The 15,522-nt window shown below is 36.4% G+C and carries 14 protein-coding genes; 7 read left to right on the forward strand and 7 right to left on the reverse strand.

The window, feature by feature from the left end; genetic code table 11:
* Window positions 1-183: 183 nt before the first annotated feature.
* The 3 genes from AN390_RS17490 to AN390_RS17500 are packed head-to-tail and all read right to left on the reverse strand — an operon-like array spanning window position 184 to window position 2,759.
* Entirely contained in the window at window positions 184-1,056 is an 873-nt protein-coding gene (locus AN390_RS17490; RefSeq protein ID WP_055016682.1) for an alpha/beta fold hydrolase, read from the reverse strand.
* Between the two features lie 16 nt (window positions 1,057-1,072).
* Window positions 1,073-1,582 carry a GNAT family N-acetyltransferase gene (locus AN390_RS17495; RefSeq protein WP_055016681.1) on the reverse strand — a complete coding sequence of 170 codons (510 nt, stop codon included), beginning with the start codon at window positions 1,580-1,582 and terminating at the stop codon, window positions 1,073-1,075.
* Complete coding sequence (locus tag AN390_RS17500) at window positions 1,572-2,759, reverse strand: MerR family transcriptional regulator (RefSeq protein ID WP_055016680.1); 1,188 nt, start codon at window positions 2,757-2,759, stop codon at window positions 1,572-1,574. The genes AN390_RS17495 and AN390_RS17500 overlap by 11 nt, the downstream gene beginning before the upstream one ends.
* Before the next feature lie 725 nt (window positions 2,760-3,484).
* On the opposite strand from AN390_RS17500, the gene AN390_RS17505 reads away from it, so the two are divergent.
* The 5 genes from AN390_RS17505 to AN390_RS17530 all read left to right on the forward strand — a co-directional run bounded on the left by AN390_RS17505 (window position 3,485) and on the right by AN390_RS17530 (window position 8,160).
* A complete protein-coding gene (locus tag AN390_RS17505; protein ID WP_039485098.1) occupies window positions 3,485-4,192 on the forward strand; it encodes an AraC family transcriptional regulator in 708 nt (235 codons plus the stop codon).
* Window positions 4,193-4,293: 101 nt separating this feature from the next.
* Window positions 4,294-5,217, forward strand: a complete 924-nt coding sequence (locus tag AN390_RS17510) for a DMT family transporter (RefSeq protein WP_039485102.1) — start codon at window positions 4,294-4,296, stop codon at window positions 5,215-5,217.
* Between the two features lie 483 nt (window positions 5,218-5,700).
* Window positions 5,701-6,093, forward strand: coding sequence for a hypothetical protein (locus AN390_RS17515; protein WP_055255533.1), 393 nt, complete (start codon window positions 5,701-5,703; stop codon window positions 6,091-6,093).
* Window positions 6,094-6,223: 130 nt separating this feature from the next.
* A complete protein-coding gene (locus tag AN390_RS17520) occupies window positions 6,224-6,508 on the forward strand; it encodes a hypothetical protein (RefSeq protein WP_055255534.1) in 285 nt (94 codons plus the stop codon).
* 704 nt (window positions 6,509-7,212) lie between these two features.
* On the forward strand, window positions 7,213-8,160 hold the full coding sequence (locus AN390_RS17530; protein ID WP_055255536.1) for a replication initiation protein: 948 nt from the start codon (window positions 7,213-7,215) through the stop codon (window positions 8,158-8,160).
* Between the two features lie 35 nt (window positions 8,161-8,195).
* On the opposite strand, the gene AN390_RS17535 is transcribed toward AN390_RS17530, so the two are convergent.
* A complete protein-coding gene (locus tag AN390_RS17535; protein WP_055255537.1) occupies window positions 8,196-9,074 on the reverse strand; it encodes a hypothetical protein in 879 nt (292 codons plus the stop codon).
* An 812-nt stretch (window positions 9,075-9,886) separates the two neighbouring features.
* Between AN390_RS17535 and AN390_RS17545 the strand changes: the two genes are divergently transcribed.
* The gene (locus tag AN390_RS17545) at window positions 9,887-10,087 is read left to right on the forward strand and encodes a hypothetical protein (protein WP_055255539.1); all 201 of its coding nucleotides are present in this window, start codon (window positions 9,887-9,889) and stop codon (window positions 10,085-10,087) included.
* A gap of 1,341 nt (window positions 10,088-11,428) precedes the next feature.
* Window positions 11,429-12,496 carry a YhcG family protein gene (locus tag AN390_RS17555; RefSeq protein ID WP_095206789.1) on the forward strand — a complete coding sequence of 356 codons (1,068 nt, stop codon included), beginning with the start codon at window positions 11,429-11,431 and terminating at the stop codon, window positions 12,494-12,496.
* A gap of 107 nt (window positions 12,497-12,603) precedes the next feature.
* Here the strand turns inward: AN390_RS17555 and AN390_RS17560 are convergent, their stop codons facing one another.
* From AN390_RS17560 to AN390_RS17570, 3 genes are all read right to left on the reverse strand, one after another.
* On the reverse strand, window positions 12,604-13,464 hold the full coding sequence (locus AN390_RS17560; protein WP_055255541.1) for a DNA replication terminus site-binding protein: 861 nt from the start codon (window positions 13,462-13,464) through the stop codon (window positions 12,604-12,606).
* A 132-nt stretch (window positions 13,465-13,596) separates the two neighbouring features.
* Complete coding sequence (locus AN390_RS17565; protein ID WP_157686052.1) at window positions 13,597-14,211, reverse strand: site-specific integrase; 615 nt, start codon at window positions 14,209-14,211, stop codon at window positions 13,597-13,599.
* A gap of 705 nt (window positions 14,212-14,916) precedes the next feature.
* The gene (locus AN390_RS17570) at window positions 14,917-15,519 is read right to left on the reverse strand and encodes a hypothetical protein (protein ID WP_055255543.1); all 603 of its coding nucleotides are present in this window, start codon (window positions 15,517-15,519) and stop codon (window positions 14,917-14,919) included.
* Window positions 15,520-15,522 lie beyond the last annotated feature (3 nt).

A 15,522-nucleotide genomic window follows, 5' to 3' on the forward strand; every position in this document is an offset into this window, starting at 1 on the left:
CTGATTGGAATCTAACAGAGGCGATGTTGCCAAACTCATTTCTGCCCCATTATGAGTTAACGTAATTACTCTAAGGGTGGCTTTGAGCGAACAAGGGACAGTCATAATACTCTAGGTCATGTCTAAAGAAGACGTTCACTTTAACTTGAGATAATTTAGTTAAAGTGAACTTAATCGAACAATTTATTTAATAGACTTAACCGCCTGCAAAAGAACTTTATTAAACTCATCAGGTTTTTCTAACATCGGAAAGTGCCCTGAGTCTTCAATGAAGAATATGCTGTAATTTTTGATATGCTTTTTATTCTCTGCCGAGTTTGTCGGCCATAATCGAGCATTCACTAGTACAACAGGTACTTTTATATTCTTATAGATGCGATATGACTCACCACTTACATATTGACTTAGATAATTACGAAATTGATTAATCGCAATACCTTTTGGTGCTGAAGCCATGTCTTCTCTAACCCAATAGAGTAACTCAGGTTCAGTATTCGGAGGCAATGAGTCTTTTACAAATGCGTTAATTCCATTCTGAAAATCGTCTTCAAAAGGCTTCGTCATTAGGTCTAGATCAACTTGCGATAACTTTAAGGCAACATTTTGTGAAGTATCAACACCAATAATCCCCTTAACTTTATTAGGCATTAACTTAGCTGCTTCAGCTATAATTCCCCCCGCCATTGAGTGACCAATCAATACAGCAGAATCTATACCTTCTTTTTCTATGACAGCTTTAATATCATTTGCGAAAGCTAGCATAGTATATTCATTTCGATTGAAAGACGAGTTACCATGCCCTGCTAAATCAATTGTAATAACCTGATATTCATCAGAAAAATAACGAATTTGATTGTGCCATAGCCTACTATCTAGACTCCAACCATGTATAAACATTAATGTTGTTTTGCCATTACCATTAACGCTATATGCAACTTTTTCAGCATCACTTGATATAGCAATGCCAAATTTAGATGCCGGGTTATTCTCTAAAGCATTTGCGCCATTTAATGACATGCAAATTAGAAATATAATTGTCAGTGTCAAATGTTTCATAATTTATATTAACCACTTAGTTGTCAAAAAAAGCAGAGTGATAAGCTACTTCACCAGTAGGAGTGTTATTGGATAGCGACAGCGCTAAAAAATACTCTGGTGGGGCATCAGCCAAGGTAAGTTTTGGCTGTGACACAAAACCAAATCGGCCGTAATATTCTGGTTCACCGAGTAACACCAGTCCTTCAATATCTTGTGATTTTAGTTGTGACATCCCTTCACGAATAAGTGCACCTCCGATACCTTCACCTTGACGTTCTGGCATTACAGATACAGGGCCTAATCCGCACCAATGAGATTCCTCGCCATTAATCAAAATCGGTGAAAAGGCGATATGACCAATGATTCCAGTTTCATCTTCACACACTAGAGAGAGTGATAATGCGTTTACATCACGTAATTTGTTGACGATTAAGTGTTCTGTTGGCGTAGCCCCAGGTTCATGGTGGGGATGGTTCATAAACGCTCGGTAAATTAATGATTCTATTTCTTTAATGTCTGAGTGATTTTCATGTCTAATTTTCATGTTTTGATCCTTTATTCTTAAGTACAAATATTTGGTAACCATACTGGCCTAAGTATTTCTCGTGTATTTGGAGTTCTTTCCGTAAGTCATCGAATGAATTTGAAGTAAAATCTTCACCTTTGAATTGAGTAATTCTTTGCTGCAATGGTTCTAGGTAGTTACGCCAAGACTGTTCGCTCTGTGTAAAGTGCTCGATAACTTCATAACCTGCTTTCATCATCTCTTTAATTCGTTGTTCAGTGGATGCCATTTTTGGATAGTTTACTTTCCAAAACTCTATGACTTCGGCATCTGGTTTATTGGTCAACCAAACCAAGTCACTAATTACTAAGAAGCCATTACTCTTGATATGTGGTTTCCAAATTTTGAGCGCCTGATTAACTCCCATGATATAAGCACTACCTTCTGACCAGATCACATCAAATTGTCCCAGGGTAAAAGGCATCGTCTCCATACTGGCACAAATCGTAGTCACTCGATGTTCAAGAGATTGGTCTTTCACTTTCTCTTGAACGCAACTCAAGTTGTATTCATCATTATCTAGAGCAGTTAAATTAAAAGTCGAATGTCTTGCCAGAAAGGATATTGTTATCCCTTTGCCACAACCCACTTCTAACACATTGCCAGACCTAATAGGTAAAGAGCTTAGTGCCTTATGAGTATCGCCTTCATCTCCTGGGCCTAATCTCTCCAACCCTTGAAAAATAGTTTCAAAATCTGCCATGTATTGCTCATGCTCATTCATGTCCTTTGACAGCCATTTAAGTCTTTGAGCTTGCTTTTCACTAAACCCCTGCTTTATCAGAAAATCATGGTGTGCAAGTGGTGCTTCTTTCTCCATTGACTGGTGCCATTCTTTCATAGAGTTCATGCCAAGCATTGAGGAAAGAAGCTCTCTTGCTTTTTGTTTTTGGGCTATTTGTGCATCCAATACACTCAGTCTATGAAGTAATAGCTCTTTGTCTATTTGAGCTTGCAAACATGCAAGGCACTCTTTTAGGGTTAGCCCACCTGCTTGAAGTCGTTGCAATAGCATTACACGTTGGACATCTTTGTCAGAATAGCAGCGATACCCATTGTTTTGTCGTTTGGCTGAAATCAAACCAAGCTTCTCGTAATAGAGTAAAGTGGAGCGGCTCAATCCAACTTTTTGTGCCAATTTAGAAATACGATACATGGGTTTTCCTCTCATTTATTAGCAATAATATAAACTGTGAAGTTTTAGACAGGTCAATATTTATTTTGGCAGAAACTTGAAAATAATCTTGGTAGTCAGAATGGTTTCGAATAGCGGGCAGAATCACCTTACCAGCTTAATCTCGTATGAAATCGGCATTTATACGCACACAGCTAGTTTGGAGTTCTTGTTGCGCAACGGAAGGAATTGTCCAAATACGATTTAGGTGGACGTCTGTTATTGCAATTGGATTCAAGATATTAAGGTGTTGTTGAACGGCCGAGTTTGGCACAGAGCCGTCCTTCGGCTCTAGCTCATTTTTGTCCAAAAACGAGTTTATACAACCGTCTGCTTCTCGCTCAAAGCCGACCTATAGGGTATTTGCGTTAACTCATAAAGGCGCAAAGGCGAGTTATATTTATAACTTGTCGATGGACAAAAACGATTTAGAACTAAGGCGTGCTTTGTGCCAATAGCGAAAACTGGCCACTTAATTCAAAAAAACAGCAATGATACGATAGCAGACTTTCCTAAGTAGATAAAAGCACTGGTGTTTTTATCATAACGTTTGTCGATTTCCTTTTAAGGCTGTATGTAAACTAAGCCACCATAGAGACTTTAATTTAAAGCCCCAATAGAAACTAATACTTCACTTTAGAATTCATTGCTCTAAGATGTATAATCCTAATCTCAGGATGAAATAAGGCAATACGTTTTCTATTATTATGAAAAATCTATTATCCATCCGTTCCTATAGCACAAAGCCAGTTCGTCATTCACATCAATTTAATCAGTTGGTTCTACCTTTACGTGGTGTCATAAATATATCTGTTGGTGATTTTAATGGTAAAGTTGCTCCTAGTGAATGTGTTGTAGTTAAAGCCAGCGAAGAGCACTTGTTCACCGCAAACACTGAAGCTAGGTTTGTAGTCGCAGATATGAAAAATCTTCCGCTAAATATTTCATCTTCACAATGTATTGTTTTTGCAATTAACTCACCTCTTAGAAGTTACTTAACTTTTATCGAAAACCAACTAGAAAACAAAGTTAATGCCCAATTAGAACAGGCAATGTTCGAAATGTTCAGCCTATTGCTTGCAGAGCAACCTTTATTACCAAAAGTAGATAACCGCATTGGAGCAGCAATATCCTTCATAGAGAAAAATATTGCAGCGCAGCTTCAAATTAAATGTTTAGCTGAATCTGCTTTCCTGAGTGAGACACAGTTTAAGAAACTATTTAAACAACAAACAGGTATGACCGTGATGAAGTACGTAACAAAACTTCGAATGGAAAAAGCCCAAGCCTTACTTACACATACAGATTACCCGCTACCATTTATTGGTGAAAAAGTAGGTTATAAAGAACCTTCAGCCTTTAGCAGAAAATTCTCACAATACTTTGGTCTATCACCAATTAAATTCAAAAAGTAAACTTAGTCGGAATTGATAACGATTGCGTCTTAATTGTTAAAAACACTCTACATAATTAGCATACTATTTCTGTATTGAAGTTATTATAAATAGGTCTCATTATGGAAAATCATCACGGAAGTTTTAAAGGTGTTATGGCGATTATTGTTGCTAGTTTCTTGTGGGGGACAACTGGTACTGCTGCAAGCTACTCACCAGATGTAAGCTCTTTGGCTATTGGTGCATTCTCTATGGGGATAGGAGGGGTGTTGCTTGTAATCACAGCTCGAAAAAAGCTACTTATAGATTATAAGCTGATGCTCGAACAGCCTGTAGTATTTCTTTTAGGTGCCGTTTCTGTCGCTATTTACCCATTAGTATTCTATACCTCAATGCGTTTATCAGGTGTTGCCATTGGTACTGTAGTATCTATAGCCACTGCACCTTTTTTTGCCGCAATCCTTGAGCGTCTTATTAGTAAAAAGGACATTTCATTGCAATGGATGTTGAGCTTTGTCATTGGTGCTATAGGTATTGCTCTGTTAACTTTAGGTAAAGACCAGAGCAATAATGCTTACAGTATTAATCAACAAGGTTTGGGGATTCTTTTAGGTTGTATTGCTGGTTTAACTTATGCAGGTTATTCATGGTCAGCAAGGCGTTTAATTGAAAGTGGCATTCAATCAAAATCGTCCATGTCTGGGCTATTCGGTTGTGCTGCACTATTGTTACTTCCATCATTATGGTTTACGGGTGATAACTTATTTTCAAGCTCAACTAATGCTTTCGTATCTTTGTATATGGCAATAATTCCAATGTTTTTAGGATATTTATTATTTGGTTTTGGCTTGAATTATATAGATGCAAGTAAAGCGACATTAATCACCTTAATTGAACCGTTAGTTGCAACTGTTTTAGCTATAGTCATTATTGGTGAAAAATTTAAAGTAATTGGTTGGATAGGCGTAGCTTTAGTATCACTATGCCTATTGATACAAACAATCAAACCTCAAAAAAAAATTAAGATTAGCCATCAAAAAATATAGTTATACAGCACTAAATATTCTCTTGAATTTGCAAATGCCTAATGTCCGCAATTGGCTAGCCGCTGTCGCTAAAACCTTAACAGCCAACGTCCGTAGTTTGCTCTTTTGCGGCATTCGTCTAAACACGTTTTGGGGCAAGAATGAGTTACATCTTAATGTTCGCAATTGGCACTTTGGTAAGGTTTGTCTTTGCGCTCTATACGCCTACGTAAAGTTATAAATTATCTATTAGAAGCTGTAAATCCGTAAAATTAACCAACTTTATCGTGTGCTAAAACAAGTCTTATCAAAATTAGTGTCAGTACTATCGCTGGTATTATCCAAATATATTCCGCCATATTATTCATCCTCAAGGTTGTACAGCCATATTCCAACATTAATGATTTTTATTATTTTTGCAAATTTAGCCAACATAAACGCAACTCTTCATTTTTACCAACCGCTTGGCCTAGTTAATTTCAGGACAATTAACTAGGACAAATCATGAAAAATACAAAATCACAATTCATTCGCCAATACGTTCGAGCCAGTCAATCGCCTTGGGATGACTGCTCTACAATTTTATTGCTAGCAGATGTAGTTGACGAACAAAGTTTGGAGTTAAATTTCAATAATTACATCTATTTACATAGAGATAGCGTTGGAAAAATACTTGGTATTAGTATTTCAAATAGTATGCTGAAAAAAAATCCGAGCTTTGAGAATAGATATTTAGAAGGGCACGATATGGTACTTTTTTTACTTATCTACATAGAGCAAATAACACAGTTTTGTGAGCTGTTCTCTGAGGAGTTCCAGCAAATATTTATGCAAACGCCAACTACATTTTTTGCAGCAGCAGAGAGTGATTGGGTCGATATTATCGACAATGCATAACCCCCTAAGCGAACATTTGTTCGCTTTTTTTTATAATTTTTTTCGTAAATAGATTTAAATTCCCATGCATGATTATTACCTAATAATGAGTTATCGATTTTGATAACAAATCATACAAGGAAAGTTAAGTATGGAAAGCACATACGTATCAACATTAGATTTTTTAAATTTATTACACGCATTAAGCCGAGTAATCACCGCTAATGACCATAAGATAAACTTATTAGAATTACGCAGTGATAATGCGAATTTAGATGAGCTATGGGAGGTTATTGGCCCTGAAATTACAGCGAATAAAACACTAAATGAGTTTGCCATGCGAAAGTTTACTTACGAGCTTATGCATGCTCTGATTAGCGACCCAATAGAGCGTGTGGAGCTGCCATGTGACTTCGAGGATGATGTTTTTTCTTAGGGTTAAATTGGAAATAATTAGCGATTGAAACAGAGGTCATAATAGTTATTTTCAAAATCAAAATACAGCCTAATCATGTCTCCCAAAATATGCCGTGAATCATTATTTGCTGATTCGTTGCCCTAACTGCAATAGCGTTTAATAGAGCATTTTACTCAGTTACTGAGTATCAAATCTGGGAGGAGGTCCTGCGCAAATACAGGGGTTCGTTACGGTGGCTCAAAAGCGCAGTCATTGTAATAATGTTTGGCAAGGCATAGGTCAAATGCAAAGGGGAGGTAGATACGTCTACCTCCCTTTTGCGTATTTCAGTAAGTCAGTTAGTTCACTCAGTAGCCTCATTACAAATCATAGTGGCGTGGTCAAAAAAATTAAAAAAATAATTAATTTATTTTTTAACCGTCAGAAATGAATTAATAAATTTATAAAAGTGGCAAATGTGCCTGTATTTTTATTTTTTCTATTTTAATACTTTTAGAGTGGTTTATCTTATTGAAATTAAATGAAATGTTTACTGTTTTGGTGGGCAATTCATATGTTTTTTGTGGCGCTTTATACGAAATGAGTAGGCAATTTATAAGGTTTAGGGGGGCACTTTTACCGTAAATAAATAAGACTTTTTTTACCAAAAAACTTACCGAAATTTCTTTTATTCGTTGAGCCGCGGTTAGCATAACAGCATAAACTAGAAATGAGGTAGAGAAATGAGCAGTAAAAATTCTCCAAAAATTGTTTTCGCTAATAAATTATTACATGCGGGTTATTCGCTAGAGGTTAATGAGCAGCGATTAATAAATCTAGCGTTGTCTAAAATTAATTCCAAAAAGTCTAACCCAGGAAAAATTGTGATTTATCCAACGGAATATGCCAAGTGTTTCGGTCTGAGTAAGCACAGCGTTTATGAGCAGCTGAGTTCTGCCGCAGAGTCACTCAGAGATAAATCTGTAAGCATTTTAGACGATAAAGGTGAAGCGGTATCAATTCCTTGGGTGAGCAATGCCACATACGAAAAGCTGAAAAACCAAGGGTCTTTCATTACACTTGAGTTTTCAGAAGAAATCGAGCCGTATATTTTTAATATTGAGAAAAATTTCACAAGGTTATTTTTTCATAACACAGTAAAATTAAACAGCCTAGCATCATTTCGGTTGTATGCACTCCTAAACGAGGTGCGAAATTATAAAAATTACAAACGACGGGGCTCTGTAGTCCTGAATTTACAACTACCAGAGATGAAACAAAAATTATTTTTATCTGAATCTTATGGAGCATGGCGGGATTTCAAAAATCGCGTATTGCTACCTGCTATTGAAAAAATCAATGCCCACACAGATTTATGTGTAACTTTTCAGCCAAAAAAAATGGGTAACTGTATTACTGCTATCGAGTTCTCATACATCCCTCAATCCGACGGTCAGCATATAGCTAGGCCGAGGTTAGCTCGTCGGCCTAAGGTCAAAAAAGGCACAGACAAAGAGGGCGCGTGGGCTCGGGAAAACCTCAATCGATTAGGAAATTATGAGCTATTAAACCAAAACGAAAACCCTGCTTTTAGATTGGCAAAAGCAGATATAAGGCGTTGTGTAGAATATGCAAAAATTCTTGGTGACGATAAAGCTAAGTCGTATTACTCTCATCAATTACGCAACTAAAATAATCATGATGTCTCAATATTTATACTACTGCATTACGAGTAAAACATTTCATTAATTTCTTCACACAATTTAGTTCGGTATATTATTGAGGCACGCAGCAGCTCAGCATCGCTCTCACTGAGAAGTGGTGCTCGTGTCTTTTTGTCAAAACGTTGCGGCATTTCCTCAAATAATTGTGTGTGGAGGCGCTTAATATCATTAAAGATGTCGGTCGATTGCGAGAATAAAAAAATCTTACTGTAATCTGCTTCTTTTAACGAGGCCAAATATTTTAGCAAAATGCCTTGCCTCGCTGTTTTGTTTTTAAACGAATGCTCAATTTCAATTGCTGCAACAGAGCCATCTATGAGTCGCACAGCACCATCCACAGTTCGTGTATCAGATAGGTTATTAATACGTTTAAATTCAGGCTCGGTAATGAATCCACTCCACATTGGGGCGTACGTTTCATCACTGTGATAATTATGTATGCCGCGCAACATTACAAATGCGTTTATAAGGTTGTGTACTACATTATTTTGGTTGAACTGCAGAGCTGGGTTTTTATTACTCCTAAAATACACGTCGATGCCCATTAACTCCTCGGCAAATTTGGCAGCAGTATAGGTAGGAACATAGACACGACCATCTGGGCTTCGATGTGTTTTTACCACACGCAGCAAACTATCCTTTTCTAGCCGGTTTAAATGCTCTAATGCCAACCGATGATTGATGCCATATAACCAACGAACAATGCCTGGGGTAATAATGGAAAATCGAATCGCGATTAATACGGTCAACCTAGTTCGGTTAACCCCTTTTTGATGATTGTTTGCGCCTGGATAATACCGCATATCAATATCAAAATAGCGAGGGTAGTGAGTGAGAAGTAGGTTGTTCGTTTCTAAATCTTTTGATGGTTTCTGAGTCAATTCACAAAATCCTTTTAGTGAGTTAATTAGTAAAATTAACTAGTACCGCAACACAAAAATTATCATCATTTTATAAATGTATTTCCGTTTTTCATTGCGAGATGCTCTTACAGCATGTACGGAATGATTGTCGCGATAATTATCGCAACAAAAACCGCCTTCAGCGGATGGCCTCGTCGCTGCGCTACTCAACCATTGGGCCTAAAACGCACGCCAGCTCTGATGTTGCTCCGCAACGAGCTGACTCGACGCGCTATCGCGCTAGCGTTGTAGACCCAGCGCGAATGTACCGTGCTCCGCCCTGTACTAACCGCCATACTGCCGCTACAGACAATGCGATGGGTGCCCCATTATCCGCATTTTTCTTCGCTTTTATTTTCTACGAAAATAGATGGTTCGATCTAAATTTGTGCCAAATTTTAATCGAATTTCGCTGATGCGAAACACTATCGCGGTTAGTACAGACCAGCCTGTACATTCGCGCTGTCTCCATGTGTCTACGGCTTCGCCTACAACACATTACGCGCTTGTTGGCCTCATTCTGAGGCGCTTTTTTTGCAGTTTTTCGTGCCGAAAAATGCGATCTTAAAACCTATCTTTCAGACAAAAACCGCCTTCAAATTAAACTAATTAATAAAGTTTTTTAGAAAATAATAAAAGGTTTTTACTTAATAAAATTAGGTGGAGTAAGGGAAGGGCTAATTGCTTAATTCAAACTGTTTGTTGCTGAGCTGCGCAGTCAAACAAGTTTGTTTTTTATCACGAAATCCTTAAATTTGAAAGCATTAATTAATGATTAATAAGGTTAAAAAATGAAAAATAATGACGCTAATGATATTGCTATTAATCCCTCAACAGGATTACCTATCACAAATGCAAGCGCTAGCATTGTTGATGTTGGCGGCAATGTGGTGGGTCAGCCTGATAGAGTAATGACTGTTTATGAAATTGAAGATTCGATAGCGGATTTTATAGGAGATGATTGTTTTGATGCATTTAATGACGGCTTTTAATGCCCAAAATTTTAAAAGCTTTTAGCCAATACCGAATAGAAGTTGCCTATTCGGTTATAGCATTTAGTGGCTCAGGGTTACTGTTTTTACAGTACCAATCAACTAAAAATTTCGCTTGGTTTATCGTCCTGAGTTTGTTTTGCACTAAAATGGGTATTGGCATAATTAACTATGAGCAATATTGTCAGAGAAATAATCCAAGCATGAGAGTCATGCTAAAATATTTGTTATTTAAATTTGTATAAACCTGTTTATTTGTCCTTAAAGTAAAGCGCTCCGAGTTAATCAGGGCGCTTTTTTGTTGAAAGCATTAATTAGACTGTCACCATATAAAAAAGATAAAGGTTTATATAAAAATGAGTTTTTAAAACTATTAAATACGACTGAATAGGAGAGGGTAACTTAGAGGGGAGTTGGTTCAATGAGTTGATAGACATGCAAAAATACATATCTACCAACCACAAGGAATATACAAATTAGTTTTCATATACCTCTGCTTACGCAAAGGGTAAAAATTAGTAGTTACAATTGCTAACTAAATTTTCTTTACTACAGTGTTTTGTCGCTCACCCCCGCTAAAGCGGGGAAACCAATTTAGTAGCACGACTGTCTAACTAAACTTTTTACTACAGTGTCTTGTCGCTCACCCCCGCTAAAGCGGGGAACCCAACTTAGTAGCACAACAGGCTGACTAATTTTTATGAACTAATTGTATATTTTTATTATTCTCCATTTACCACGGAGACTGCAGAGGAATAACATAGCTAACCTCTTATGTTTCGAACTTTAAATGCTCCTGTTTTATAATGCAAGCCTTTTATTGTTTTTAATTTAAAAATAACTCGAACGGCAATATTTGTAGTTTTTTAATGGTTTTTCGAAGAAGATAGGTGTTTTTTGTTGCAAGATGATGATTTGAGTTAAAACGTTTTATTAACCTAAAAGCAAAATCACACTGTGTTTTTTAGTTGTTTTTAGATAAAGATAAGCGAGGGATGCTTGTTAAGTATTAAAAGTTGTTTGTTAAAGGTTGCTTTAAATATTGAGACGAACGTTTTTATATAAAGGGAGCATTTCGCTCCCAGATATCAGTAATACGATTCATGTAACTTCACTTTATTAAACAATAGAGCAAGTAAAGCCAGCAAATTTACGATAGCTACATTTCTAATTCTAGGCTTAACATGAGATACCGCGATCTATGTGTTTAACATGTATGGAGTGATAGAATGGAGAGCCTGATTCATACCATATATTACTAATTAACACTCAAAAATCCACGACCTTTGCGGTATGATAAGCCAATAATTTATATTGATATTTTTGCCTGGGAGAGGTTCCTTGGACTCAGCACCTAAAAAGCACACTACTCAAAAAAACAGCCCTAGCACTTCCAATAGTGCATTACTAAGCGATATCAAGTCGGTAATCGTAGAAGCGCGCGCCCTTGTTAGGCAAACAGTCAATAACACAATGGTACATGCGTATTGGGAAATTGGACGTTTAATTGTAGAAGATGAGCAGCTAGGTAATACTCGTGCTCAATACGGTAAAAAAATACTTAAAAGCCTTTCCACTCAATTAACAGCAGAGCTTGGTAAAGGGTTTGATGTAACTAACTTGCGTAATATGAGACGTTTTTATCTCGCGTTTGAAAAACAAGAGACACTGTCTCTCGAATTAAGTTGGTCGCATTATAATGTGCTTGCACGTATAGAAAATCCAGCTGCACGCTTATGGTATATGGAAGAGTCAGCACAGCAGCATTGGAGTGTCAGGGCACTAGAACGTCAGATTGGTACGCTTTATTACGAGCGATTACTTTCGAGTAAAAATAAACAACCTGTAGAGCAAGAGGCACAAGAAAAAACACAAGTATTGGCTGAGTCAGCAAAAGACTACCTGCGCGATCCTTACATTTTGGACTTTTTAAATCTACAAGATAAAAGCTATCAAGAAAATGAACTAGAGCAGGGCATAATAAATAACTTGCAACAATTTCTATTGGAACTAGGTAAAGGCTTTGCGTTTGTTGAGCGGCAAAAGCGCCTGCGCTTTGACGATGAAGACTTTTATATAGACCTCGTTTTTTACAATTTTAAGCTTAAGTGTTTTTTATTACTCGATCTAAAAATTGGCAAGCTTAAACATCAAGATGTAGGGCAAATGGATACATACATTCGTTTGTACGATGAGCGTTACACCAGCGAAGGTGATAACCCTACTATCGGCCTTGTGTTATGCAGTGAAAAAAGTGAAGCAGTAGTAAAATACTCGGTACTGAGTGATCGTAAACAACTTTTTGCAGCAAAATATTTAGCTCACCTTCCCACCGAAGAAGAGCTTCGCATAGAGCTTCAAAAAGAGCGAGAGCGCGTTCAGGCACAGCTACGTAAGCAGCAAGAATAAAACTAAATATAATAATTCTGATAATTAATGTTTTTAGAGTCCAGGCTAATTTATTAGAGCAGCCCGATAAGTAAAATCATAATTTCCACATTGTGGAAAAACTAAAGTCACAACGCGTATAGACGATTGATCATATATTCTAGTTTGTTAAGTTGAGTATTTTTTACGGTAAAGTTTTTTAACTTCTTAATTTTTACTAGATGATCACTAGCGACTATAAAAGGTAAATGCGCGTGGCGTAAAATACTGGGACTGTTATCTATGAAGGAAATGTTCGCCATAGGCGCTGGTGTTAGGGGCCTTTTTATTTTAATTGGTTCATCTCTCTTACGTTGTTGTACCAGGTGAAGTTCTTGTCCAACAAAGTAACACCACTCACTCTTTGTTACCCCTTTGGGCGGGTGTTTCATACTATTATTTAGATAATCACACATTTTTTCATAGGTAAAACATTTAACGCTAAATTTATTACACCAACTAAAGCTAATTCTTCTTGTGTTTACTAGTGGAGGCAATATATGTCTGTAAACCTGTAAAGTAATAGCATTAGGGGCTACAGATTGAATAATTTCTCGTTTTTTTTCCGCTGTGATTTTTGAAGAAGAGATGGCCTTTTTTATATTATCTTTATGGATATTACAGCTTTTTATAAGTGAAGAGAGTTTAGCTGAGTACTTTTCTTCTACCATTAATACTCCCGGTAATCTAAAAGGGTACTTAGCATTACTTTTTGCTACTGGATTAAATTGTTTATAAGAGCTGATTATTTTGGTTTGTGCGGTAAAGCCGCTAATGTGTGATAGCTCTATTGGTTGATTATCTGCGACGGTTGAAGGCGATGAATATACTTGTGGGATAATAGTACAATTAGCACTGAGGGGTTCAATGCTATGCAACTCCTGATAAAGGTTATCAGTTAAATTTGTAAGAGCTGTAAAGTTTAAATCAACTTGAGTAAATAAATCCATTTTTATACCATCATACTTTTATCAATATAACGCAACTATATCTTTACTTATGATGGCTTATATAGAACTAAAGCTTATCATGCTAAAGATTGTTACGGTTTTCAAATAAGTATGATGGTATAAAAAAGTGCTTTATACAAATAATTTATCCAATACCGTTTTATCTATTTCTCGCTGCTCCGTTTTAATGTAGATCTCAGTTGTTTTTATACTGGAATGCCCCATTAGCTTTGAAATATGCTGAATATTAGCGCCATTACGACTTAACCAAGTTGCATACGAACGCCTAAGAGAGTGAGGAGTTATTCCAGCTGATACCAAACCATATGTTTTGCATAGTAGGTATATAGATTCTGAAGAAAAGTGCGGGATCTCGTCTATATTGTTTGTGCTTACACTTTTATGAAGTTCGCCAGATTTATAGACTCGTGTAAATACAGCACCTTCTTTATAACCACGTATAACCATCCATTCTTTTAGCGCTTTCATAGTTATGGGATGAATAGCAACAGTACGTTCTTTTCCGCCTTTTCCATCAAAGGTTATTTTATTACCGGTTAAATCAATTGCGCTTAACTTTAATTTAGCTAATTCAAACCGGCGTAAACCGCAACCGATGAGTAAATGGAATATAGCCTGATCTCTTATTTTTTTTGTATTAGTAAGTGCGAGCGCCTCTATTGTATTTAGTAAATGTGCAAAATCACTTTGCGATAAGGTGGCGTGTAGCTTTTTTTTCCCGAGCATAGGTGGCTTAACTGATTTAACTCGCTCCCAATGTAGTGAATTTATTTGACCCAGCAGAAAAGCTTCCCTCAAAACACTTTTTGTAATAGATAGGTAAAGGCCTATTGTTTCATAAGATAAACCTTTATCTTTTAACAGGGCGACTAGACTATTTAGTGTATTCCTATCAAAGCGAGCCCAGTTAATACTGTAGTAATTACTCTGGCCTAACTTTTGTGCAATTGAATGAAGTACACGTAGTGCAGTACTTTTTGATGAAACAGCCCTAAGAGAGTTTATATATGCATATACAGGGCATTCGTTATTTTTAATTACTAAGGGCATTTTTTGCTTAAAGGGTGCTAATACTTGAGATTTTAATAAATGATCAAAACGTGTTTTGATAAATAGCCTCCTTATTTACGCCTACATATACTGGGATAAGTTAAGTGTAATTCATTTTTAAATAAATAACTAACGTAAATGTTTATTTACGTTAGTTATTGTTATGTTAAATTGGCTGCCGTTAATTTTTATGCTGCTAGTTAGTGAAAACAAATCCATTTGCTACATCTTTAGCGATTCACCTATAGAAGTGATTTATTAAAGTGATTAAGCTAATTGAACTAAAGAGAAGGTTGTTAGGCAGCTATCTTTTATATGCCTAATGAATATTTAAAATCTGAATGTAACGACCGAAATCATCAGTCGTTACATCTAGCGATATTATATATTTTTCAGATAGTCCATCCGAGCGTTAAACCAACCATCGACAGTTCGTTTATGGAAACTTTCCATTGAAGTACCACGTGTTTCTGTACTATTTTTCCATAATTTATTTAATTCAATATTAAAAGCAATACCTAATGTGTCATGTAATTGAGTAGCAATATTTAATATAGCCAGAGCAGTTAAAGGATCTTTAGCCTGTTTTACTAAATCTTCTAGTTCTAACTGCGGTGAAACCACATTATTCAAAGCTAAATACTGAATAGCACGACTTCGGTTAATTAGGTTAATGTCAGACTGTCTAATTTTCTCAATAATAGGCAGGAATTCATTTGCTTTATCGCCAAATGCTAATACAGCATTCATCGCCCAATACCGTTCCCATTGTTCATTTGATAACAATACTGCCTTTAATTTATTTTTTACTTGTTCAAACGGTTGTAGGCTCATATCTATTATATTGATAAAGCGGGCAATATTACTTTTGTGCTTTAAACCAAAAGTATTGGGCTCATCTTTTGCAATATCGACTAAATAAGATTCAGGATAAAAGGCTAAATCGGGCATTGATTGCAGCTTTTTTTGTAATCCGGCACGCATTTT

The sequence above is a fragment of the Pseudoalteromonas sp. P1-11 genome (genome assembly GCF_001399995.1).
In the GTDB taxonomy this organism is placed as follows: domain Bacteria; phylum Pseudomonadota; class Gammaproteobacteria; order Enterobacterales; family Alteromonadaceae; genus Pseudoalteromonas; species Pseudoalteromonas atlantica.